Below are 22,932 nucleotides of genomic sequence, written 5' to 3'. Positions count from 1 at the left end.
TATTTTGGATTTATCTTCTACGTTTTCGTTTGATAATAGATCGTTGAATTTTTAAAACAAGTAAGCTGGATCCGATTGCTGCGGCAAATGCAAGAGCAGGCGATAATTTTAATGCTAAAAAGATAAAACTAAAGATAGCAATACAGATACAAAAAACAGCGATATTAACAAAAAATAGGATTTCCTTGAGATTGGCATCAGATTGTGCTTCAGGTGTATAATCTTGATAGCGAGGAACCTGCTGGCTTAATTCTTCTTGATAGTCTACCTCATAGGATTGTAATTTTCTTACGGGCATTATTCTCTCCTTAACAGTACATACCTATTTTATCATTTTTTCAGCAGAGAATTATTACAGAAAGGTTACAATAAGAATAAAGTCCCTTTTCATTTTTAAAGAATGGCTGATTTTCCAGAAATGTGGTATAATTTTTCTTATGGAAAAGATTATCATTACAGCAACTGCTGAAAGTATTGAACAAGTTAAACAACTGCTCGAAGCTGGCGTAGATCGTATCTATGTCGGTGAGAAAGATTTTGGCCTTCGTCTGCCAACAACCTTTAGTCATGACCAATTGCGTGAAATTGCTAAGTTGGTTCATGAAGCAGGTAAGGAATTGATTGTTGCGGTCAATGCCCTCATGCATCAAGATATGATGGACCGTATCAAGCCTTTCTTAGACTTTTTGGAAGAAATCAAGACAGACTACATTACGATTGGGGATGCAGGTGTCTTTTACGTTGTCAACCGCGATGGTTATTCCTTTAAGACCATCTATGATGCTTCAACTATGGTGACAAGCAGTCGCCAGATTAACTTCTGGGGACAAAAGGCTGGCGCATCTGAGGCTGTTTTGGCGCGTGAAATTCCATCAGCTGAACTTTTCAAAATGCCAGAGATTTTGGAAATTCCTGCTGAAGTTTTGGTTTACGGAGCTAGCGTTATCCATCATTCTAAACGTCCGCTCTTGCAAAATTACTATAACTTTACGCACATCGATGATGAAAAGACGCGCAAGCGTGACCTCTTTTTGGCTGAGCCAAGTGACCCTGAGAGCCATTATTCCATTTTTGAAGACAATCATGGTACCCACATCTTTGCCAACAATGACCTTGATTTGATGACAAAATTGACAGAATTGGTAGAGCATGGTTTTACTCACTGGAAATTAGAAGGTCTCTATACACCTGGTCAGAACTTTGTTGAGATTGCAAAACTCTTTATCCAAGCGCGTAGCTTGATTCAAGAGGGCAACTTTAGCCATGACCAAGCCTTCTTGCTGGATGAAGAAGTGCGTAAACTTCACCCTAAAAACCGTTTCCTTGATACAGGATTTTATGACTACGATCCTGACATGGTTAAATAAAGTAAATGATTCGTTGAGAGAAGGAAGATGCAAACATTTCTTCTCTCAATTTTTCTTATTCTCCAATATTTTCAAAGAATTAGTAGGCTAGGATGCTCTGTTTGCTGGAATTTTTAATACAAGTAACCTTCTCGAGTTTGAAAATTATCCCATGTTTGCAGGTGCCAAATGGCCCTTTTTTTGGTATAATTTTTTATAATGAAAACGATTGGTAATCGCTATGTTGTGGTGGATTTAGAGGCAACTAGCACAGGTAGTAAGGCTAAAATTATCCAAGTGGGAATTGTCGTGATTGAGGATGGAAAAATCGTCGATCACTATACGACAGATGTCAATCCACATGAACCCTTGGATGCTCATATAAAAGAACTGACAGGATTGACAGACCAACGTCTGGCGCAAGCACCTGATTTTTCGCAAGTTGCTAGAAAAATCTTTGACTTGGTGGAGGATGGGATTTTTGTAGCCCATAATGTTCAGTTTGATGCCAATCTCTTGGCGGAAAATTTATTTTTTGAAGGCTATGAACTAAGAAATCCTCGTGTTGACACGGTCGAATTGGCTCAGGTCTTTTTTCCTAAACTGGAAAAATATAGTTTGCCGATATTGTGTCGAGAATTAGGAATTCCTCTAAAACACGCTCACACAGCCCTTTCAGATGCCCAAGCTACTGCGGAATTACTCCTTTTTCTACGAGAAAAGATGGCACAGCTTCCTAAAGGTCTCTTGGAACGCCTGCTGGAAATGGCTGACGCCCTCTTATATGAGTCCTACCTGGTTATTGAAGAAATTTATCGCAGCCAATCTATCCTGAGTTCTCTAGACTTGGTCGAAGTTCAAAGACTGTATTTCAAGAAAACTGGAGCTCCCCTGGAGTCACGAAAACTATCTCAGGATTTTTCTAAAAATATTTCTCTGTTGAACCTTGAAGTGAGGGAGGAACAAGAAAGTTTTGCTAAAGAGGTTGGCTTGCTATTGAAAGATGAGCCTGTCTCTCTGATTCAAGCTCCGACAGGGATTGGTAAAACTTATGGATATCTCTTACCTGCGTTGTCCCAAGTGGAAAATCGTCAGATTGTCCTTAGCGTTCCGACAAAGATTCTTCAAAATCAAATCATGGAAGAAGAAGGTAAACGTCTCAAGGAAGTGTTCCATATAGATATTCATAGTTTAAAGGGACCACACAATTATCTGAAGTTGGATGCCTTTTATCGTTCCTTGCAGGAAAATGATGAAAATCGCTTATTTAGACGCTTTAAAATGCAACTCTTGGTCTGGCTGACAGAGACAGAGACAGGAGATTTGGATGAAATTGGGCAACTTTACCGTTACCAACATTTTCTAGCAGACCTTCGTCATGACGGGAATTTATCATCTCAAAGCTTATTTGTGACGGAAGATTTCTGGAAACGAAGTCAAGAAAGGGCACAAGCCTGTAAGCTTTTAGTGACCAATCATGCCTATCTTGTAACCAGACTTGAAGATAATCCTGAATTTGTCAGTGACCGTTTATTGATTATTGATGAAGTCCAAAAAGTTTTGTTGGCTCTAGAAAATCTGCTTCAAGAGTCCTACGATATCCAGTCTATTATTGATTTAGTTGATAAGGCTTTGGTAGGAGAAGAAAACAGAATTCAACAACGAATACTAGAAAGTATTCGCTTTGAGTGTCTCTATTTGATAGAGCAATTTCAGTCTGGCAAATCTAGGAAAAATATCTTAGATTCTCTGGCCAATCTTCACCAGTATTTTTCAGAATTAAAAGTAGAGGGCTTTGAGGAACTGGTTCGCTATTTTACGGCTGAAGGTGATTACTGGCTTGAAGCAACTGAAACGAGTCAAAAGAAAATTCAGATTTCTTCTACAAAATCAGGCCGTATTCTTCTATCTTCTTTAGTGCCTGATTCATGTCAAGTCTTGGGAGTGTCGGCTACTCTTGAGATTAGTCAGAGAGTTTCTTTGGCAGACCTGTTAGGCTATCCCGAAGCTAAATTTGTTAAGATTGAAGCTGGTAAAAAACAGGATCAAGAAGTGGTCTTGGTCAAAGATTTTCCCCTGGTAACAGAAACTTCCTTAGAAGTCTATGCCATAGAAGTAGCTGATTTACTAGTGGAAATTCAAGCTTTCCAGCAACCGATTTTAGTTCTCTTTACTGCTAAAGACATGCTTCTAGCAGTGTCGGATTTACTTCCAGTTAGCCACTTGGCCCAGTATAAAAATGGGGATGTTCATCAACTGAAGAAACGCTTTGAAAAAGGTGAACAACAAATCCTGCTAGGTGCAGCAAGTTTCTGGGAGGGAGTTGATTTTTCAAGTCATTCTTTTGTGATTCAAATTGTACCAAGACTTCCTTTCCAAAACCCCCAAGAACCCTTGACGAAAAAGATCAATCAGGAACTAATTCAAGAAGGGAAAAATGCCTTTTATGATTATCAATTGCCAATGGCCATTATTCGTTTAAAACAGGCTTTAGGAAGAAGTATGAGACGTGAACACCAACGTTCCTTAACTCTGATTTTGGATAGGAGAATTGTCGGAAAGCGATATGGCAAACAAATTGTGACTTCTCTAGCAAAAGAAGCGATTGTTAAAACCGTCTCTCAATCCGAAGTTGATGAGGCTATTGATAAATTTTTAAATGAACTTTGATAAATAGTATTGTATGAAAGTATAAGGTTAGTATATATGAAACGTTCTCTCGACTCTAGAGTCGATTATAGTTTGCTCCTGCCAGTATTTTTCCTACTGGTTATCGGCGTGGTGGCTATTTATATAGCTGTTAGTCATGATTATCCAAACAATATTCTGCCCATTTTAGGGCAGCAGGTCGCCTGGATCGCCTTGGGGCTTGTGATTGGTTTTGTGGTCATGCTCTTTAATACTGAATTTCTTTGGAAGGTTACACCCTTTCTATATATTTTAGGCTTGGGACTTATGGTTTTACCTATCGTCTTTTATAATCCAAGCTTAGTTGCATCAACAGGTGCCAAAAACTGGGTATCGGTAAATGGTGTTACCTTGTTCCAGCCGTCAGAATTTATGAAGATATCCTATATCCTCATGTTGGCTCGTGTGATTGTCCAGTTTACCAAAAAACATAAGGAATGGAGACGCACAGTTCCGCTGGACTTCTTGTTGATTTTCTGGATGATTCTCTTTACCATTCCAGTCCTAGTTCTTTTGGCACTTCAAAGTGACTTGGGGACGGCTTTGGTTTTTGTAGCCATTTTCTCAGGAATCGTTTTATTATCGGGGGTTTCTTGGAAAATTATTATCCCAGTATTTGTGACTGCTGTAACAGGAATTGCTGGTTTCTTAGCTATTTTTATCAGCAAGGACGGTCGGGCTTTTCTCCATCAACTGGGAATGCCGACCTACCAAATCAACCGTATTTTGGCTTGGCTCAATCCTTTTGACTTTGCCCAAACAACCACTTACCAACAGGCTCAAGGACAGATTGCCATTGGAAGTGGTGGCTTATTTGGTCAAGGTTTTAATGCTTCGAATCTGCTTATTCCAGTTCGTGAGTCGGATATGATTTTCACGGTTATCGCAGAAGATTTTGGCTTTATTGGCTCTGTCCTTGTTATTGCTCTTTATCTCATGCTGATTTACCGTATGTTGAAGATTACTCTCAAATCAAATAACCAGTTCTATACCTATATTTCCACAGGTTTGATTATGATGTTGCTCTTCCACATCTTTGAGAATATAGGTGCTGTGACGGGCTTGCTTCCTTTGACCGGGATTCCACTGCCTTTCATTTCACAAGGGGGATCGGCTATTATTAGTAATTTGATTGGTGTTGGCTTGCTTTTATCGATGAGTTACCAGACCAATCTAGCTGAAGAAAAGAGTGGAAAAGTCCCATTCAAACGGAAAAAGGTTGTATTAAAACGAATCAAATAAGGAGAAAATCATGGTTAAAGTAGCAGTTATGTTAGCTCAGGGCTTTGAAGAAATTGAAGCTTTGACAGTTGTGGATGTTTTGCGTCGGGCAAATATCACTTGTGATATGGTTGGGTTTGAAGAGCAAGTGACTGGTTCGCATGCAATCCAAGTAAGAGCAGATCGTGTCTTTGATGGTGATTTATCAGACTATGATATGGTTGTCCTTCCTGGCGGCATGCCTGGTTCTGCACATTTGCGGGACAATCAGGCCTTGGTTCAAGAGTTGCAAAGCTTCGAGCAAGAAGGGAAGAAACTGGCAGCCATTTGTGCGGCGCCAATTGCCCTCAATCAAGCAGGAGTATTAAAAAACAAGCAGTACACTTGCTATGATGGCGTTCAAGAGCAAATCATTGATGGTCAATACGTCAAGGAAACAGTAGTGGTAGATGGACATTTGACAACCAGTCGGGGCCCTTCAACAGCCCTTGCCTTTGCCTACGAGTTGGTGGAGCAACTAGGCGGAGATGCAGAGAGTTTACGAACTGGAATGCTCTATCGAGATGTCTTTGGTAAAAATCAATAAAACGGGAGTCAACCTCTCGTTTTTTATGTGGAAAACTCAGGGAAATCATCGCTTTTTTAACGAAAAAATGGTATAATGAAAGCTATGAAATATCACGATTACATCTGGGATTTAGGTGGAACTTTACTCGATAATTATGAAACTTCAACAGCTGCATTTGTTGAAACATTGGCACTGTATGGCATCACACAAGACCATGACAGTGTCTATCAAGCTTTAAAGGTTTCTACTGATTTTGCGATTGAGACATTCGCTCCCAACTTAGAGAATTTTTTAGAAAAGTACAAGGAAAATGAAGCCAGAGAGCTTGAACATCCGATTTTGTTTGATGGAGTTTCTGATTTATTGAAAGATATCTCAAATCAAGGTGGCCGTCATTTTTTGGTATCTCATCGTAATGATCAGGTCTTGGAAATTTTAGAAAAAACCTCTATAGCAGCTTATTTTACAGAAGTGGTGACTTCTAACTCAGGCTTTAAGAGAAAACCAGATCCTGAGTCCATGATTTATTTAAGAGAAAAGTATCAAATTAGTTCAGGGCTTGTCATTGGTGATCGACCGATTGATATCGAAGCCGGGCAAGCTGCAGGACTAGCTACCCACTTGTTTACCAGTATCGTGAATTTAAGACAAGTATTAGACATGTAAGAAAAAGGAAAAAGATGACAGAAGAAATCAAAAATCTGCAGGCACAAGATTATGATGCCAGTCAAATTCAAGTTTTAGAGGGCTTAGAGGCTGTTCGAATGCGTCCAGGGATGTATATCGGGTCAACCTCAAAAGAAGGTCTTCACCATCTAGTCTGGGAAATTGTTGATAACTCAATTGACGAGGCCTTGGCAGGATTTGCCAGCCACATTCAAGTCTTTATTGAGCCAGATGATTCGATTACTGTTGTCGATGATGGGCGTGGTATCCCCGTCGATATTCAGGAAAAAACAGGTCGACCTGCCGTTGAGACTGTCTTTACTGTTCTTCACGCTGGAGGAAAGTTTGGCGGTGGCGGATATAAGGTCTCAGGTGGTCTTCACGGAGTAGGGTCCTCAGTTGTTAACGCCCTTTCAACTCAATTAGACGTTCATGTCCACAAAAATGGGAAGATTCATTACCAAGAATACCGTCGTGGTCATGTTGTCGCAGATCTTGAAGTAGTTGGAGATACGGATAAAACGGGAACAACAGTTCACTTTACACCGGATCCAGAAATTTTCACTGAAACAACAACCTTTGATTTTGATAAATTAAATAAACGGATTCAAGAGTTGGCCTTTCTAAATCGCGGTCTTCAAATCTCCATCGCAGATAAGCGTGAAGGTTTCGAACAAACCAAGCATTATCATTATGAAGGTGGGATTGCTAGTTACGTTGAATATATCAACGAGAACAAGGATGTAATCTTTGATACACCAATTTACACAGATGGTGAGATGGATGATATTACAGTCGAAGTAGCCATGCAGTACACAACGGGTTACCATGAAAATGTCATGAGTTTCGCCAATAATATTCATACCCATGAAGGTGGAACGCATGAGCAAGGTTTCCGTACAGCCTTGACACGTGTTATCAACGATTATGCTCGTAAAAATAAGTTACTGAAAGACAATGAAGACAATCTAACAGGGGAAGATGTTCGTGAAGGATTAACTGCAGTTATCTCAGTTAAACACCCAAATCCACAGTTTGAAGGACAGACCAAGACAAAACTGGGGAATAGCGAAGTGGTCAAGATTACCAATCGTCTCTTCAGCGATGCCTTTTCTGATTTCCTCATGGAAAATCCACAGATTGCCAAACGTATCGTGGAAAAAGGAATTTTAGCTGCTAAGGCTCGTGTGGCTGCCAAGCGTGCGCGTGAAGTCACTCGTAAAAAATCTGGTTTGGAAATTTCTAACCTTCCAGGGAAACTAGCAGACTGTTCTTCTAACAATCCTGCGGAAACAGAACTCTTCATCGTCGAAGGAGACTCAGCTGGTGGATCAGCAAAATCTGGTCGTAACCGTGAATTTCAGGCAATTCTTCCAATCCGCGGTAAGATTTTGAACGTTGAAAAGGCAAGTATGGATAAGATTCTAGCTAACGAAGAAATTCGTAGTCTTTTCACAGCGATGGGAACAGGATTTGGTGCAGAATTTGATGTTTCAAAAGCCCGTTACCAAAAACTTGTTTTGATGACCGATGCCGATGTCGATGGAGCCCACATTCGTACTCTTCTTTTAACCTTGATTTATCGTTATATGAAACCAATCCTAGAAGCTGGTTATGTTTATATCGCCCAACCTCCAATCTATGGTGTCAAGGTTGGAAGCGAGATTAAAGAATATATCCAGCCAGGAGCAGACCAAGAAATTAAACTCCAAGAAGCCTTAGCCCGCCACAGTGAAGGTCGTGCCAAACCAACTATTCAGAGGTATAAAGGTCTGGGTGAAATGGACGATCATCAGTTATGGGAAACAACAATGGATCCCGAGCATCGCTTGATGGCCAGAGTTTCTGTGGATGACGCAGCTGAGGCAGATAAAATCTTTGATATGTTGATGGGGGATCGAGTAGAGCCTCGTCGTGAGTTTATCGAAGAAAATGCCGTCTATAGTACACTTGATGTCTAAAAAATCGGGAGAACTAGTTCCCTTGGTCTAAAAAATATGATATAATCATTACGATTGTTTCAAGTAAAAAAGGAGTTTAATATGTCTGGTACACTAGTAATTTATCTTGCAATTGCTGTTGCAGTTTTCTTAGTGATTGCCTATGCTATCGCAATCTACGTACGAAAACGCAATGAAAGTAAATTAGCAATTTTAGAAGAGAAAAAAGAAGAGCTGTACAATCTTCCAGTTAATGATGAAGTTGAAGCTGTAAAAAATATGCACTTGATTGGACAAAGTCAAGTGACTTTCCGTGAATGGAACCAAAAATGGGTTGACCTATCTCTTAACTCTTTTGCCGATATCGAAAATAATCTTTTCGAGGCAGAAGGTTATAACAATTCATTCCGTTTTTTTAAGGCTAGTCATCAAATTGACCAAATCGAGAGCCAAATTACCTTGATTGAAGAAGATATTGCGGCAATTCGCAATGCCTTGGCAGATTTGGAGAAACAAGAATCTAAAAACAGCGGTCGTGTTCTTCATACCTTGGACTTGTTTGAAGAGTTGCAACACCGAGTGGCTGATCATTCTGAAGAATATGGCCAAGGTTTATCTGAAATCGAAAAACAATTGGAAAATATCCAATCAGAGTTTTCTCAGTTTGTTACTTTGAACACTTCAGGTGACCCAGTAGAAGCTGCTGTGATTTTGGATAATGCTGAAAATCATATCTTGGCTTTGAGTCACATTGTTGACCGCCTGCCAGCGATTGTAAAAACATTATCTAAAGAGCTACCTGATCAATTGGAAGATTTAGAGGATGGTTACCGTAAGCTTTTAGATGCTAACTATCATTTTGCTGAAACGGATATTGAATCTCGCTTCCAATTGCTTTATGAATCTTTGAAGAAAAACCACGAAAATATTGCACAATTAGAGTTGGATAATGCTGAGTATGAAAATACTCAAGTTCAAGAAGAAATCAATTCACTCTATGATATCTTTACACGAGAAATCGCTGCTCAAAAAGTAGTAGAAGGCTTAGTTGCAACTCTTCCTACATATTTGAAACACATGAAAGATAGTAATGCTGTTTTAGTGGAAGATATTCAACGATTGAGTAACAATTACCTACTATCTGAAACGGATGTTAGTCATGTTCATAGATTACAAGCTGAGTTAGAATCTTTAGAAGAATCTGTATTGGAACTAACTTCTGAACAAGAGGAACATTCTGAACCTTATTCATTCCTTGAAGAACGTTTGGAAAACTTACAAGCTACTTTGAAGGAAATTGAAGATGAACAAGTTGAGGTTAGTCAACGTCTTGCTCAGATTGAAAAAGATGATATCAATGCTCGCCAGAAGGCAAATGTTTATGTTAATCGTCTTCACACAATTAAGAGATATATGGAAAAACGCAATCTTCCAGGTATTCCTCAGAATTTCTTACAGTTGTTCTTTACAGCAAGTAACCATACTGAAGAGTTGATGGCTGAACTAGAAGAAGCTCGGGTCAATATAGAAGCTGTGAACCGGATGCTTGAAATTGCAACAAATGATATAGAAGCACTTGAAGAAGAAACCTATAATATTGTTCAATATGCAACGTTGACAGAACAATTGCTACAGTATTCGAACCGTTACCGCTCATTTGATGAACGAATTCAAGAAGCCTTTAATGAATCATTAGAAATTTTTGAAAAAGAATTTGATTATCATGCTTCATTTGATAAGATTTCGCAAGCTTTGGAAGTTGCAGAACCAGGTGTAACCAACCGTTTTGTCACTTCATACGAAAAAACACGTGAGACGATTCGTTTCTAACATAATAAAAAAGATTTGGTTCTGTGGTAAGCAGCACCAAATCTTTTTTATTTATTTATTGTTTTTAAAAATGCCCAGTTACCAATTGATTTTGATCCGTATTCTAGATCCATAAAGTCCAGTAATACATAATCGTTTTTTTCGTAGAATGAGACATTTCTAGCTGTACTAGTTATGAGTCCCAAGTGTTTACAGCCTTTTGATTTGACATAAGGTTCAATCCCTTGTGTCAGAAAAGTACTGCCTATTCCCTGCCCCTTACTTTCTATATTGACAGCTAAGGCCATCAAATACCAATCAAACTCTCCAGATTTTTCTAAATGCTTTTTGGAACGTTTTACAAAGTCAAAGTATTTAAGGAGATTTTGTGGTCGAATGTAGCGAAAAATGTTTGTTCCTCCATTTCGTAGATAGGATAGTATACAGAAATCTTTTTGTTGCAAAAGGGCGACTGCAAGTAAGTCTCCATCCTGTTCCGCAATTAAACAGTTTCCCTTCTTAATATAGACTCTAGTAAGCAGAATTTGCAACGTTTCTACAAAAGCAGGATAGGAGTCAGGTTTCTTCAAATCATCAGTTATAATCGTTAAAAAGGGATAGTCAAGAAAGGAATTGGCTAATAATTTTCCAATTTTTTCGCTTTCTTCAATTCTTGCCTCTCTATATATGATGTCTCCCATGTTTGTCTCCTTAATTATCTACAAAATCTTGTATGACAAGATTTTATAGATAAAAAATTGGAGATGATTTAAAAAGCTAAATAAACCTAATTTTGTTCCATAAGGTTCAAAGCACTTTCTAATCTCTCCAAGATTTTATTTGGTTGGAATCGAAATTCCAATTAATTTTTCTGAATAGAGGGTTTTGATATTGGCCTCATCAATAGAGTCCTTATCAATTTTACGTTTCAAGAAAAATTCTTGAATAGCTTCGATTTCAGGTTCTCGAATAGCGCGGTGTTTGTTTGAGATGAGGATTTCATAGTGAAGCGGAGCTTGGGTAAAAATAACATCGGTATTCCCTGCAGAATAGACCTCAACAAGGGTTGCGTCTGTACTTTCTAGCTGGCTTTTAACAAGTTGCGAGTGTGAGTTTGTCGTATTGATTAGCTTCATAACATTTCCTCCGATTTTCTAATTCTATTATAGCACTTTTTGAATAAAGTGGCTGGATTTAGTCAATATTATGCTGTTTTTTCCATGATTGGATTGCCCATTTATGGCTACCACGTTTGAGATTTTCAATAGCTTCATCAATAGGGAACCAGGCAATATGATTAAAGTCTTCTAGTGGCTTTTGCACTTCTTTGAAAGAAGTTGCTTCATAGAGGTAGGCAGGATTGTAGTAGTAGGTGTCACGATGACGAGAGTAGAAATATTCGTCAGCTTGTCCGTAATAGGCACCAATTTCAGCTGTGAAGCCAAGCTCTTCAATCAATTCACGTTTTAGGGCTTCCTGATGGTTCTCACCAGCTTCAATTTCGCCACCTGGTAGGAACCAAGCGCCATTGGGTGCTTGAACAAGAACAATTTGTTTTTGTTCAGCATCAGGTATAACTGCATATACGCCATAGCGTGAAACATAGTCTGTATTCGCTTTTTTTTCTCCGAAAGTTGGGTTTGCCATTGCATTTTCCTCATTATCTATTATCTTTATTATTATCTTAATGGACAAAGGCCTAGCTGTCAAGAATTTATAGTTATTTTAGTAAAAAGGAGCAGAAAATTTTCATTTTCTACTCCTTTTCTATAGGATTTATACTTCTTTTTCAGAAGTCTTTACTTCAGCTTTTTTGGCAGATTTGATTTGAATGTTACCCTTGCTGGTCATCACTGCCTTGAGGTCTTTTTCGCTTGGATTTTCAAGGTAGTAGTCAGTGATTGCGTCCTCAATATAGTCTTGAATAGTACGACGAAGTGGGCGTGCTCCCATTTTTGGATCATAACCAAGGTCAACCAATTTTTCCTTGACCTTGTCGGTTACATCCAAATGAATGTTGTTGCTAGAAAGACGTTTGTTAACATCTGCAAGCATAAGCTCGACAATCTGAAGGAGGTTATCTTTGCTGAGAGCCTTAAATTCGATAATACCATCAAAACGGTTCATAAACTCTGGGCTAAAGAAGTTACCGAGTTCACCAAGAACAGAGTTGGTACGTCCTTCTCTAGCAGCACCAAATCCAACGCTAGCTTCTGCCTTACCTGTACCTGCATTTGAAGTCATGATGATGATGGCGTCCTTGAAGCTAACGGTACGTCCTTGTCCATCTGTTAAACGACCATCGTCCAAGACCTGGAGGAACATATGCATGACATCTGGATGGGCTTTCTCTACTTCATCCAAGAGAATAAGAGAGTAGGGATTGCGGCGGACTTTTTCAGTTAATTGCCCAGCCTCGTCATAGCCGACATAACCTGGAGGGGCACCGACTAATTTCGCCACACTGTGTTTTTCCATATATTCACTCATATCAAAGCGAATCATGCTGTCAGCAGAACCAAAGAGTTCGATAGCTAATTGTTTGGAAAGTTCTGTCTTACCGACTCCAGTTGGCCCAACGAAAAGGAAACTTCCGATTGGGCGGTTAGGGGTACCGAGACCGACACGATTACGGCGAATAGCCTTGGCAATCTTATCGACAGCATCATCTTGTCCAATAACATGAGACTTGAGGTCTTCGGCTAGATGGATGAGTTGAGATTGTTCTTTCTCTTTTAAATCACCAACAGGAATATTGGTTTTCTGCTCGATAATGTGCTCAATGGTTTTCTCACTAATGATAGGAGTATCTTGGTCTGTGACCTTTTTCTTTTGCATTTCCTTATACTTGGCAATCTGGTCACGGAAGTAGGCGGCCTTCTCAAAATCTTCTTCTCGTGTAGCTTGAGATTTAAGATTTTCAGCCTCAATCAAGCGCTGATCGATTACTTTAGGATCCACAAAATTCAAGGTCAAGTTCATCTTAGAACCAGCTTCATCTAGGAGGTCAATGGCCTTGTCAGGCAAGAAGCGATCTTGGATGTAGCGATTGGACAGAGTTGCAGCTGCTTCAATTGCAGCATCGGTATACTGAACGTGGTGGTAGTCTTCGTATTTCTTTTGAATGCCTTTGAGGATAGTAATTGTTTCCTCCACTGTTGGTTCATCCACTTTAACAGGTTGCATACGACGCTCTAGGGCTGCATCTTTTTCAATGATACGGTATTCATTGAGGGTAGTAGCACCGACCAATTGCAGCTCTCCACGAGCAAGGGCGGGCTTGAGGATATTTCCTGCATCCATATTGCCATCGCCCGCAGAACCAGCACCGACAATTTCATGGATTTCATCGATAAAGAGGATGATGTCCTCACGTTTGCGAATTTCTTCCATGAGTTTTTGCATGCGTTCTTCAAATTGTCCACGGATACCCGTTCCTTGAACTAAGCTAACCACATCCAGACGGATGACTTGTTTTCCTTGTAGTTTATGGGGAACATCTCCATCAACTATTTTCTGAGCTAGACCTTCGACAACGGCAGTTTTTCCGACACCTGGTTCACCGATAAGAACAGGATTATTCTTGGTTCTGCGATTGAGAATTTCTATGACACGGATAATCTCATCGTCGCGCCCAATAACGGGGTCAATATCTCCACGACGGGCAATTTCAGTTACGTTGATACCAAATTCTTCCAGTAGGCCTTTTTCTTGGCTTGGTGGAGGAGTTTGAGCAGGTCCACGATTTTGGGAACCATAACCGCCATTTCCACCGTAACCTCCACCTGATTGGGTTGGGGGAGTCGGAGGAGTATTGTTAGAAGGCCTGAAATTGTTTAGGTCATTGAAGAAATCACCAAAGGGATCAAAGTCACGATTGTTCAGATCCGTAATACCTTTAAAGAGGCTATTGTTAGGATCTGTCTTGATAATCTTATAGCAGTTTTGACAGAGGTCAATTTGTTTTTGCTTTCCATTGAGATTGGTATAAAGATGAATCGTTGAGTCATTGATTTTACAGTTTTGACAAAGCATACATCTACCTCATTTCTTTATTTAGCCTGACCTGTTTAATGGTCAAAAATAGTCAAATTTCTATACTCTCATTATAACAGGATTGGGGTGTAAAGCAAGTAAAAAGATTGCAGCTTTGAGAAGTTGTTACAATGAAGAACTTTGTGGATTTGGACTATAAAAAAATCCTATTTGTGAGACAAAAAGGATTTTGGTTAGACATGCAGGGTGTAATCCCAGCTTGTTTTGTATTAGTAAAGGAGTTCGTAAATCTCCATTGCAATCAAGTCAATGCTGTCAAACGTATAAGTTTCGCGAGCTTCGACATCACGAAGGGTAAAGATTGAGCCGTTTTCTTCGTCGTGGCTGTATGCAACTTCTGCAACAACAACTCCTTCGCGTTCAAAATTACGTTTTAAATTTCCACCGTCTTTTGTCATTGCTTCAAGGCGGTTGATGATTCTAACCAAATGTGATTCCATTTTGATTCTCCTTCATTTCTTATCGTTACTATTTTACCATAAAGGAGGTCAACTTGCCTAGAAAAAACTAAGATTTCTCGCTAATTCTACTAGCTTAAAGGTTTTTTGAATAAATTAGACAAAAGATTTGAATTTTAATTCAATACATGTTATAATCATACAGTATTCTATTTTAGAAAGCAGTGTGACTATGAATTTTTCTTTTTTACCTAAGTATTTACCTTATTTTAACTATGGGGCTGTCGTGACGGTTCTCATTTCTATCTGTGTTGTCTTTTTTGGGACTATTTTGGGTGTTGTCTTGGCTTTTGGGCAACGTTCAAAGTTTAAACCGCTTGTTTGGCTCGCCAACTTGTACGTTTGGATTTTCCGCGGGACACCGATGATGGTTCAGATTATGATTGCCTTTGCCCTTATGCACATCAATGCTCCGACTATTCAGGTTGGAATTTTGGGTGTTGATCTTTCTCGTCTGATTCCAGGGATTTTGATTATCTCTATGAACAGTGGTGCCTATGTTTCTGAGACTGTTCGTGCTGGGATTAATGCGGTTCCAAAAGGTCAGTTAGAGGCGGCCTATTCTTTAGGGATTCGTCCTAAAAACGCTATGCGCTATGTGATTTTGCCACAAGCAATCAAAAATATCTTACCAGCATTGGGGAACGAATTTATCACTATTATCAAGGATAGTTCCCTCTTATCAGCTATTGGTGTTATGGAGTTGTGGAACGGGGCTACAACAGTTTCTACAACAACCTATCTACCTTTAACACCACTTTTATTTGCAGCCTTTTACTACTTGATTATGACCTCTATTTTGACAGTAGCCTTGAAAGCTTTTGAAAAACGTATGGGACAAGGAGATAAGAAATAATGACAGAAACCTTGATAAAAATTGAAAATTTACATAAATCATTTGGAAAGAATGAAGTATTGAAGGGCATCAACCTCGAGATTAAAAGAGGAGAAGTTGTCGTTATCATTGGTCCTTCAGGTAGCGGGAAATCTACCTTGCTTCGCTCTATGAATTTGTTGGAAGAAGCAACAAAAGGGAAGGTTATCTTTGAGGGAGTTGATATTACGGACAAGAAGAATGACCTGTTTGCCATGCGTGAGAAGATGGGCATGGTTTTCCAACAATTTAATCTCTTTCCTAATATGACTGTGATGGAAAATATCACCTTGTCTCCTATCAAGACCAAAGGTGAAAGTAAGGAAGTTGCAGAGAAGAGAGCTCAGGAACTTTTGGAAAAAGTTGGTTTACCAGATAAGGCAACTGCTTATCCACAGAGTTTGTCAGGTGGCCAGCAACAGCGGATTGCTATTGCACGTGGTTTAGCTATGGAACCTGATGTTTTGCTCTTTGACGAGCCAACTTCAGCTTTGGACCCTGAGATGGTTGGAGAAGTTCTGGCTGTTATGCAAGACCTAGCCAAGTCAGGAATGACCATGGTTATCGTAACGCATGAGATGGGATTCGCTCGTGAGGTGGCAGACCGTGTCATCTTTATGGCAGACGGTGTGGTTGTTGAAGATGGAACACCTGAACAGATTTTTGAACAAACTCAAGAACAACGGACTAAAGACTTCTTGAGTAAGGTTTTATAAGTTAGCTTTGTTTAGCTATTTGTAGCCAACTTTACATATAAAATATAGATTAATGAAAAGCTCGAACCGAGCTTTTTCTTATAGTTTGAAACTATAAGATAGCCTAGGAAAGAAGTGTTAGAGGGGATTAGCAGTTTTTGGTATAATGGAAGATATTTGAAAGAAAAGAGAAGTGATATGACACAGATTATTGATGGGAAGGCTCTGGCAGCTAAGTTACAAGGACAGTTGGCTGAAAAGACTGAAAAATTAAAGGAAGAGACAGGTTTAGTACCTGGTTTGGTAGTGATTTTGGTTGGGGATAATCCAGCAAGCCAAGTCTATGTTCGTAACAAGGAGAGGTCAGCCCTTGCGGCTGGTTTCCGTAGTGAAGTTGTGCGAGTTCCAGATACCATTACTCAAGAGGAATTGTTAGACTTGATTGCCAAATACAATCAAGATCCAGCTTGGCATGGAATTTTGGTCCAGTTACCATTACCAAAACATATTGATGAAGAGGCGGTTCTATTGGCCATTGATCCAGAAAAGGATGTGGATGGTTTCCATCCCCTAAACATGGGACGTCTCTGGTCTGGTCATCCAGTCATGATTCCTTCTACACCTGCAGGAATTATGGAAATGTTTCATGAATATGGGATTGACTTGGAAGGTAAAAATGCGGTCGTCATTGGTCGTTCCAATATCGTTGGAAAACCTATGGCCCAGCTTCTTTTGGCAAAGAATGCGACAGTGACTTTGACCCACTCACGGACTCATAATCTTGCCAAGGTGGCTGCTAAAGCAGATATTCTGGTTGTTGCAATCGGTCGTGCCAAGTTTGTGACTCCTGACTTTGTCAAACCTGGTGCGGTTGTCATCGATGTCGGGATGAACCGCGATGAAAATGGTAAGCTCTGTGGGGATGTTGATTATGAGGCAGTTGCCCCACTTGCTAGCCATATTACGCCAGTTCCTGGAGGTGTAGGTCCTATGACCATTACCATGCTGATGGAGCAAACTTATCAGGCAGCGATTCGGACATTGGATAGAAAATAAGAGAAAAATTTTCTGAGAAAAGTGTATTTTCTATAGCTATATCTAAAATGGCAGAAATGAATATTAAATTTTAGAAATAAGTTTATAAAAGGAGGTATGTGCCTCCTTTTTGTTGTATAATGGAGTGAGGTGATTAGATGATTTTAAAAATTTATAATGGGGAATATAGTTTACAATGGGATGGAATATACTACTTAGCACTAATTGATTATCCAAATATTCAAGAGTGGGAATTAGAAAAAATTGCTAAATTTATAGCTTACGAAAAACTTCATAAACGTCAAACAAGTATTGAGTGTGCTGATTCTTGTTTAAAAAAAGAAATTTTAGATTACATCTGTCAGCATCCCTTTCTGCCACCATTTACTCCTACAGATAAAAGAGTAGCCTCGACTTATGACCTACATAAGAGGTTAGTGACTTCAGACTACTGTAGTCATACTACGACTATAGATGCAGCGATTTCTATTTTTAAAACTGGTCGTCTTTTATCTGCTGTGAAAGCCTTTGGGCGAGATGCTGAGGAGTTGGTTTTGGATAGTCGAAATGCTGCATCTGATCCGATAGATTATTTTGACTATGTCATGTTAGGGTGGTCAAATACAAGTTCTGGTTATCGATTGGCGATGGAGCGTTTATTAGGTCGAGCTCCTTCAGAGAAAGAATTACAAGACAAGTTTATTCCTGGAGTAAGTTTTCATTTTATCTATACAGATTTGATTAAAGTTCCTGGTTATATTTTTGATGGTTACCATGCTGTAAAAATTAAGGACATGCTTAATTTATTAAGTGAGTTGTATATTTGCATTATTCCAACTCATAATAAGAGCCAATTTGAAAATATTATTCCAACCAAAATACAAGATAGGGTGTATTATCTTGACTATGCTGGAGAAGACTTAGAAGAGTGGACTAAGAAAGTCTATCAAGTTGTTTTAAAACAATCAGATAAAGGATAGTTGAGGAAAAACGATGAGAGTGATTGAGCAAGCATTATTAGAAAAAGTCATTATTGAACGATCTCGTACCAGTCATAAAGGAGACTATGGCCGTCTGCTGTTGCTGGGTGGGACTTATCCTTATGGTGGTGCTATCATCATGGCTACTTTGGCAGCTGTTAAAAGTGGAGCTGGTTTGGTGTCTGTTGGAACAGATAGGGAAAATATCTCGGCTTTGCACAGTCATTTACCTGAGGCTATGGCCTTTTCTCTTCAAGACCAGCAATTGTTAAAAGAGCAATTGGAGAAGGCAGAAGTTGTTTTGCTGGGACCTGGTTTACGAGACGATGCTTTTGGAGAAGATCTAGTCAAACAGGTCTTTGCTAGCTTAAAAAAGAATCAGATTTTGATTGTAGACGGAGGGGCCTTAACCATCCTTGCTAGGACAAGTTTGTCGTTTCCATCTAACCAGCTTATCTTAACTCCTCACCAAAAAGAATGGGAAAAGCTGTCTGGAATTACGATTAAAAAGCAAAACGAAGATACAACAGCTAGTGCCCTGACTTCTTTCCCTCAAGGAACAATTTTGGTAGAAAAAGGTCCAGCTACTCGTATTTGGCAAGCTGGCCAATCTGATTATTACCAGTTACAGGTTGGCGGTCCCTATCAGGCGACTGGGGGAATGGGAGATACTCTTGCTGGAATGATTGCAGGATTTGCAGGCCAATTCCGACAGGCCAGTCTCTACGAACGTGTGGCAGTAGCAACCCATCTTCATTCAGCCATAGCCCAAGAACTAGCTCAAGAACATTATGTGGTCTTGCCGACGGAAATCAGCTCTTATCTGCCCAAAATAATAAAAAAAATATCTCAAAAAGGCACCTGATCGTTTCAGGCGCCTTTATATCTTTTAGAAAAATCCTTTAATCTTTCCAACGAGGCCATCTAGACCTTCTGAACCAGAAATCAACTGCTGAGCTTGGGAGAAGTATTCTCCAAGCTGTTCTTGATTTTCTGCAACAAATGTTTTTGCAGCTTCAAAATCTTTTGTCTCGATTAGTTCTTTTACTTGATTAAACAAATCTAATGGGTTCATCTTATTTCTCCTTTTCTGTACTTACCTATTTAATCATCTTTATGATAAAAAATCAACTTTAATTTTTAAAGAGCTTTCGAAATCTAGATTTGGGAATTTTTGATCTGTATACAAGCATGGAGAAAGAAAATTAGAAATCATAGATAAAAATGTTCGGTTTTTTTCAGTGTATCCATGAAATAAAAAGTGATACATGTTATAATAAAGTTAGCTCTTTAATGGAGGTGTTTGAGTGGAAAATCTGAAGAAAATGGCAGGTATCAAGGCTGCTGAATTTGTCAATGATGGCATGGTTGTCGGACTAGGAACGGGGTCTACTGCCTATTATTTCGTAGAAGAAATCGGTCGTCGTATCAAGGAAGAAGGCTTGCAGATTACAGCTGTAACGACTTCTAGTGTGACCAGTAAACAGGCTGAAGGTCTTAATATCCCGCTCAAGTCTATTGACCAAGTAGACTTTGTCGATGTGACAGTCGACGGGGCGGATGAAGTGGATGGTCAGTTTAATGGAATCAAAGGCGGTGGTGGTGCCCTTCTGATGGAGAAAGTTGTCGCAACGCCTTCAAAAGAATACATTTGGGTGGTGGATGAAAGCAAGCTAGTAGACAAACTAGGTGCTTTTAAATTGCCAGTAGAAGTGGTTCAGTATGGCGCAGAACAGGTCTTTCGTCGTTTTGAGCGAGCTGGCTACAAACCAAGTTTCCGTGAAAAAGACGGCCAACGTTTTGTGACCGATATGCAGAATTTTATCATTGACCTTGCCTTGGATGTCATCGAGGATCCAATTGCCTTTGGCCAAGAATTGGACCATATCGTTGGTGTCGTGGAGCACGGCTTATTTAATCAAATAGTGGATAAGGTAATCGTTGCTGGACGAGACGGGGTTCAGATTTTAACTTCAACAAAAGCAAACTAATCAACATAATAAGGAGATACACTATGTCAAAATTTAATCGTATTCACTTGGTGGTACTGGATTCTGTAGGAATCGGTGCTGCACCAGATGCCAATAACTTTGTCAATGCAGGGGTTCCAGATGGAGCTTCTGACACACTAGGACACATTTCAAAAGCAGTTGGTTTGAATGTGCCAAACATGGCTAAAATCGGTCTAGGAAATATTCCTCGTGAAACTCCTCTGAAGACTGTTCCAGCTGAAAGCAATCCAACGGGTTATGCAACAAAATTGGAAGAAGTATCTCTTGGTAAGGATACCATGACTGGACACTGGGAAATCATGGGCCTTAACATTACAGAACCTTTCGATACTTTCTGGAATGGATTCCCAGAAGAAATCTTGACAAAAATCGAAGAATTCTCAGGACGCAAGATTATTCGTGAAGCTAACAAACCTTACTCAGGAACAGCCGTTATCGATGACTTTGGACCACGCCAGATGGAAACTGGGGAGTTGATTATCTATACTTCAGCTGACCCTGTTTTGCAAATTGCTGCCCACGAAGACATTATTCCTTTGGATGAATTGTACCGTATCTGTGAATACGCTCGTTCAATCACTCTTGAGCGCCCAGCCCTTTTGGGTCGTATCATTGCCCGTCCTTATGTAGGTGAACCAGGTAACTTCACTCGTACAGCAAACCGTCGTGACTTGGCTGTATCTCCATTTGCACCAACTGTTTTGGATAAATTGAATGAAGCTGGTATCGATACTTATGCTGTTGGTAAAATCAATGATATCTTTAACGGTGCGGGTATCAACCATGATATGGGTCACAACAAGTCAAACAGCCACGGAATTGATACACTATTGAAGACCATGGGTCTTGCTGAGTTTGAAAAAGGATTCTCATTCACAAACTTGGTGGACTTTGATGCCCTTTACGGCCACCGCCGCAATGCTCACGGTTACCGTGATTGTTTGCATGAGTTTGATGAGCGCTTGCCTGAAATTATCGCAGCCATGAGAGAGAACGACCTTCTCTTGATTACTGCGGACCATGGAAATGACCCAACCTATGCAGGAACAGACCACACTCGTGAATACATTCCATTGTTGGCCTATAGCCCTTCCTTTAAAGGAAATGGTCTCATTCCTGTCGGACATTTTGCAGATATCTCAGCAACAGTTGCGGATAACTTTGGTGTTGAAACTGCCATGATTGGGGAAAGTTTCTTAGATAAATTGGTATAAGATGACGCGCTATGCTTTGCTAGTGAGAGGCATTAATGTTGGTGGCAAGAATAAGGTCGTTATGACGGAGCTTCGGCAAGAATTGACAGACTTGGGACTGGAAAAGGTTGAAAGCTACATCAATAGTGGCAATATTTTCTTTACTTCGATAGATTCCAAAGCCCAATTGATTGAAAAGTTAGAGGCTTTCTTTGGGACTCGTTATCCATTTATTCAGAGCTTTTCACTACTGAGTCAAGAAGACTATGAAGCTGAAGTGGAGAATCTACCAGCTTGGTGGAACGAAGACTTGGCACGAAAAGATGTCCTCTTCTACACGGAGGGTTTGGACGTGGACCAAGTCATCGCGACAGTTGAGAGTTTAGAGCTGAAAGATGAAGTGCTTCATTTTGGAAAACTTGGGATTTTCTGGGGGAAATTCTCTGAAGAATCCTACTCTAAGACTGCCTATCACAAGTACTTGCTCAAGATTCCTTTCTACCGCAATATTACCATTCGCAATGCAAAAACCTTTGACAAAATCGGTCAAATGCTTAAAAAATAATAAGGAGACACACAATGACATTTTTAAACAAAATCAATGAAACAGCTGCCTTCCTGAAAGACAAGGGAATCCAAGCACCTAAGTTCGGTCTAATCCTTGGATCAGGACTTGGAGAATTGGCAGAAGAAATCAAAAATCCAGTTGTAGTAGACTATGCAGATATTCCCAACTGGGGCCGTTCAACAGTAGTCGGTCACGCTGGTAAATTGGTATATGGAGAACTTGCAGGTCGCAAGGTCTTGGCTCTTCAAGGTCGTTTCCATTTCTACGAGGGAAATCCTCTTGAAGTCTTGACTTTCCCAGTACGTGTGATGAAAGTTCTCGGATGTGAAGGTGTCATTGTAACCAATGCAGCTGGCGGTATTGGATTTGGTCCTGGTACTTTGATGGCTATCTCAGACCATATCAATATGACGGGGCAAAACCCATTGATGGGTGAAAACTTGGATGATTTTGGTCCACGTTTCCCAGATATGTCTAAAGCCTACACACCAGAATACCGTGCTACTGCCCATGAAGTGGCTAAGAAACTTGGTATCAAGCTTGATGAAGGTGTCTATATCGGTGTTACTGGTCCGACATATGAAACACCTGCAGAGATTCGTGCCTATAAGACACTTGGAGCAGATGCAGTTGGTATGTCTACTGTTCCTGAAGTTATTGTTGCAGCTCACTCTGGCTTGAAAGTTCTAGGAATTTCATGTATTACTAACCATGCTGCAGGTTTCCAAGAAGAACTTAACCACGAAGAAGTTGTAGAAGTAACCGAACGTGTCAAAGGTGATTTCAAAGGCTTGCTTAAAGCGATTCTTGCAGAATTGTAATC

At 39.9% G+C, this 22,932-nt stretch carries 23 protein-coding genes; 16 read left to right on the top strand and 7 right to left on the bottom strand.

From position 1 onward, the window contains the following. Positions 1-10: 10 nt before the first annotated feature. Entirely contained in the window at positions 11-298 is a 288-nt protein-coding gene (locus QM843_RS00595) for a DUF3270 domain-containing protein (RefSeq protein ID WP_020902957.1), read from the bottom strand. A 139-nt stretch (positions 299-437) separates the two neighbouring features. On the opposite strand from QM843_RS00595, the gene QM843_RS00590 reads away from it, so the two are divergent. From QM843_RS00590 to ezrA, 7 genes are all read left to right on the top strand, one after another. Next, positions 438-1,367, top strand: coding sequence for a peptidase U32 family protein (locus tag QM843_RS00590; protein ID WP_033684952.1), 930 nt, complete (start codon positions 438-440; stop codon positions 1,365-1,367). Between the two features lie 198 nt (positions 1,368-1,565). Next, positions 1,566-4,016, top strand: a complete 2,451-nt coding sequence (locus tag QM843_RS00585) for a bifunctional DnaQ family exonuclease/ATP-dependent helicase (protein WP_237446950.1) — start codon at positions 1,566-1,568, stop codon at positions 4,014-4,016. Between the two features lie 36 nt (positions 4,017-4,052). Next, positions 4,053-5,276, top strand: a complete 1,224-nt coding sequence (locus tag QM843_RS00580) for an FtsW/RodA/SpoVE family cell cycle protein (RefSeq protein ID WP_033684954.1) — start codon at positions 4,053-4,055, stop codon at positions 5,274-5,276. 10 nt (positions 5,277-5,286) lie between these two features. After that, the gene (locus tag QM843_RS00575) at positions 5,287-5,841 is read left to right on the top strand and encodes a DJ-1 family glyoxalase III (protein WP_033684955.1); all 555 of its coding nucleotides are present in this window, start codon (positions 5,287-5,289) and stop codon (positions 5,839-5,841) included. 84 nt (positions 5,842-5,925) lie between these two features. Next, positions 5,926-6,489, top strand: a complete 564-nt coding sequence (locus tag QM843_RS00570; protein ID WP_004239328.1) for an HAD family hydrolase — start codon at positions 5,926-5,928, stop codon at positions 6,487-6,489. A gap of 14 nt (positions 6,490-6,503) precedes the next feature. Then, on the top strand, positions 6,504-8,450 hold the full coding sequence (gyrB, locus tag QM843_RS00565) for a DNA topoisomerase (ATP-hydrolyzing) subunit B (protein ID WP_237446949.1): 1,947 nt from the start codon (positions 6,504-6,506) through the stop codon (positions 8,448-8,450). An 81-nt stretch (positions 8,451-8,531) separates the two neighbouring features. Further along, positions 8,532-10,259: a septation ring formation regulator EzrA gene (gene ezrA, locus QM843_RS00560; protein ID WP_386680698.1), complete on the top strand. Its 1,728-nt coding sequence runs from the start codon at positions 8,532-8,534 to the stop codon at positions 10,257-10,259. A 47-nt stretch (positions 10,260-10,306) separates the two neighbouring features. Here ezrA and QM843_RS00555 read toward each other — a convergent pair whose 3' ends face one another. The 5 genes from QM843_RS00555 to QM843_RS00535 all read right to left on the bottom strand — a co-directional run bounded on the left by QM843_RS00555 (position 10,307) and on the right by QM843_RS00535 (position 14,734). Beyond that, positions 10,307-10,939 carry a GNAT family N-acetyltransferase gene (locus tag QM843_RS00555; RefSeq protein ID WP_024057987.1) on the bottom strand — a complete coding sequence of 211 codons (633 nt, stop codon included), beginning with the start codon at positions 10,937-10,939 and terminating at the stop codon, positions 10,307-10,309. Between the two features lie 135 nt (positions 10,940-11,074). Continuing rightward, on the bottom strand, positions 11,075-11,374 hold the full coding sequence (locus QM843_RS00550; protein WP_000767189.1) for a DUF1827 family protein: 300 nt from the start codon (positions 11,372-11,374) through the stop codon (positions 11,075-11,077). A 58-nt stretch (positions 11,375-11,432) separates the two neighbouring features. Beyond that, positions 11,433-11,885 (bottom strand): NUDIX hydrolase, encoded by a 453-nt coding sequence (locus QM843_RS00545; RefSeq protein WP_237446948.1) that lies wholly within the window; start codon positions 11,883-11,885, stop codon positions 11,433-11,435. A gap of 129 nt (positions 11,886-12,014) precedes the next feature. Beyond that, positions 12,015-14,273, bottom strand: coding sequence for an ATP-dependent Clp protease ATP-binding subunit (locus QM843_RS00540; protein WP_000882498.1), 2,259 nt, complete (start codon positions 14,271-14,273; stop codon positions 12,015-12,017). Positions 14,274-14,503: 230 nt separating this feature from the next. Next, on the bottom strand, positions 14,504-14,734 hold the full coding sequence (locus QM843_RS00535; RefSeq protein WP_049515694.1) for a DUF1797 family protein: 231 nt from the start codon (positions 14,732-14,734) through the stop codon (positions 14,504-14,506). Between the two features lie 190 nt (positions 14,735-14,924). Here QM843_RS00535 and QM843_RS00530 point away from each other — a divergent pair, with 190 nt between their 5' ends. From QM843_RS00530 to QM843_RS00510, 5 genes are all read left to right on the top strand, one after another. Then, positions 14,925-15,608: an amino acid ABC transporter permease gene (locus QM843_RS00530; RefSeq protein ID WP_001011639.1), complete on the top strand. Its 684-nt coding sequence runs from the start codon at positions 14,925-14,927 to the stop codon at positions 15,606-15,608. Then, the gene (locus tag QM843_RS00525) at positions 15,608-16,342 is read left to right on the top strand and encodes an amino acid ABC transporter ATP-binding protein (RefSeq protein ID WP_000140957.1); all 735 of its coding nucleotides are present in this window, start codon (positions 15,608-15,610) and stop codon (positions 16,340-16,342) included. Before QM843_RS00530 ends, QM843_RS00525 begins: the two co-directional genes overlap by 1 nt. Positions 16,343-16,519: 177 nt before the next feature. Next, positions 16,520-17,377 (top strand): bifunctional methylenetetrahydrofolate dehydrogenase/methenyltetrahydrofolate cyclohydrolase, encoded by an 858-nt coding sequence (locus QM843_RS00520; RefSeq protein ID WP_414304266.1) that lies wholly within the window; start codon positions 16,520-16,522, stop codon positions 17,375-17,377. Positions 17,378-17,514: 137 nt separating this feature from the next. Continuing rightward, entirely contained in the window at positions 17,515-18,336 is an 822-nt protein-coding gene (locus tag QM843_RS00515) for a hypothetical protein (protein ID WP_000601058.1), read from the top strand. 13 nt (positions 18,337-18,349) lie between these two features. Beyond that, a complete protein-coding gene (locus QM843_RS00510; protein ID WP_414304265.1) occupies positions 18,350-19,201 on the top strand; it encodes an NAD(P)H-hydrate dehydratase in 852 nt (283 codons plus the stop codon). A gap of 24 nt (positions 19,202-19,225) precedes the next feature. On the opposite strand, the gene QM843_RS00505 is transcribed toward QM843_RS00510, so the two are convergent. After that, the gene (locus QM843_RS00505) at positions 19,226-19,411 is read right to left on the bottom strand and encodes a hypothetical protein (RefSeq protein ID WP_001068558.1); all 186 of its coding nucleotides are present in this window, start codon (positions 19,409-19,411) and stop codon (positions 19,226-19,228) included. A 232-nt stretch (positions 19,412-19,643) separates the two neighbouring features. Between QM843_RS00505 and rpiA the strand changes: the two genes are divergently transcribed. From rpiA to QM843_RS00485, 4 genes are read left to right on the top strand one after another with little or no spacing between them, the layout of a single operon-like run. Further along, positions 19,644-20,327: a ribose-5-phosphate isomerase RpiA gene (rpiA, locus tag QM843_RS00500; RefSeq protein WP_414304264.1), complete on the top strand. Its 684-nt coding sequence runs from the start codon at positions 19,644-19,646 to the stop codon at positions 20,325-20,327. Positions 20,328-20,350: 23 nt separating this feature from the next. Beyond that, the gene (locus tag QM843_RS00495; protein ID WP_261035276.1) at positions 20,351-21,562 is read left to right on the top strand and encodes a phosphopentomutase; all 1,212 of its coding nucleotides are present in this window, start codon (positions 20,351-20,353) and stop codon (positions 21,560-21,562) included. A 1-nt stretch (position 21,563) separates the two neighbouring features. Then, a complete protein-coding gene (locus QM843_RS00490; protein WP_414304263.1) occupies positions 21,564-22,106 on the top strand; it encodes a DUF1697 domain-containing protein in 543 nt (180 codons plus the stop codon). Between the two features lie 14 nt (positions 22,107-22,120). Next, positions 22,121-22,930 (top strand): purine-nucleoside phosphorylase, encoded by an 810-nt coding sequence (locus QM843_RS00485; protein WP_414304262.1) that lies wholly within the window; start codon positions 22,121-22,123, stop codon positions 22,928-22,930. The last annotated feature ends 2 nt before the right edge of the window (positions 22,931-22,932 follow it).

The sequence above is a fragment of the Streptococcus mitis genome, assembly GCF_047463435.1.
GTDB lineage: Bacteria > Bacillota > Bacilli > Lactobacillales > Streptococcaceae > Streptococcus > Streptococcus mitis_DS.
The sequence above is the reverse complement of the archived record's forward strand: the minus strand, read 5'-3'. Positions and strand labels throughout refer to the sequence as shown.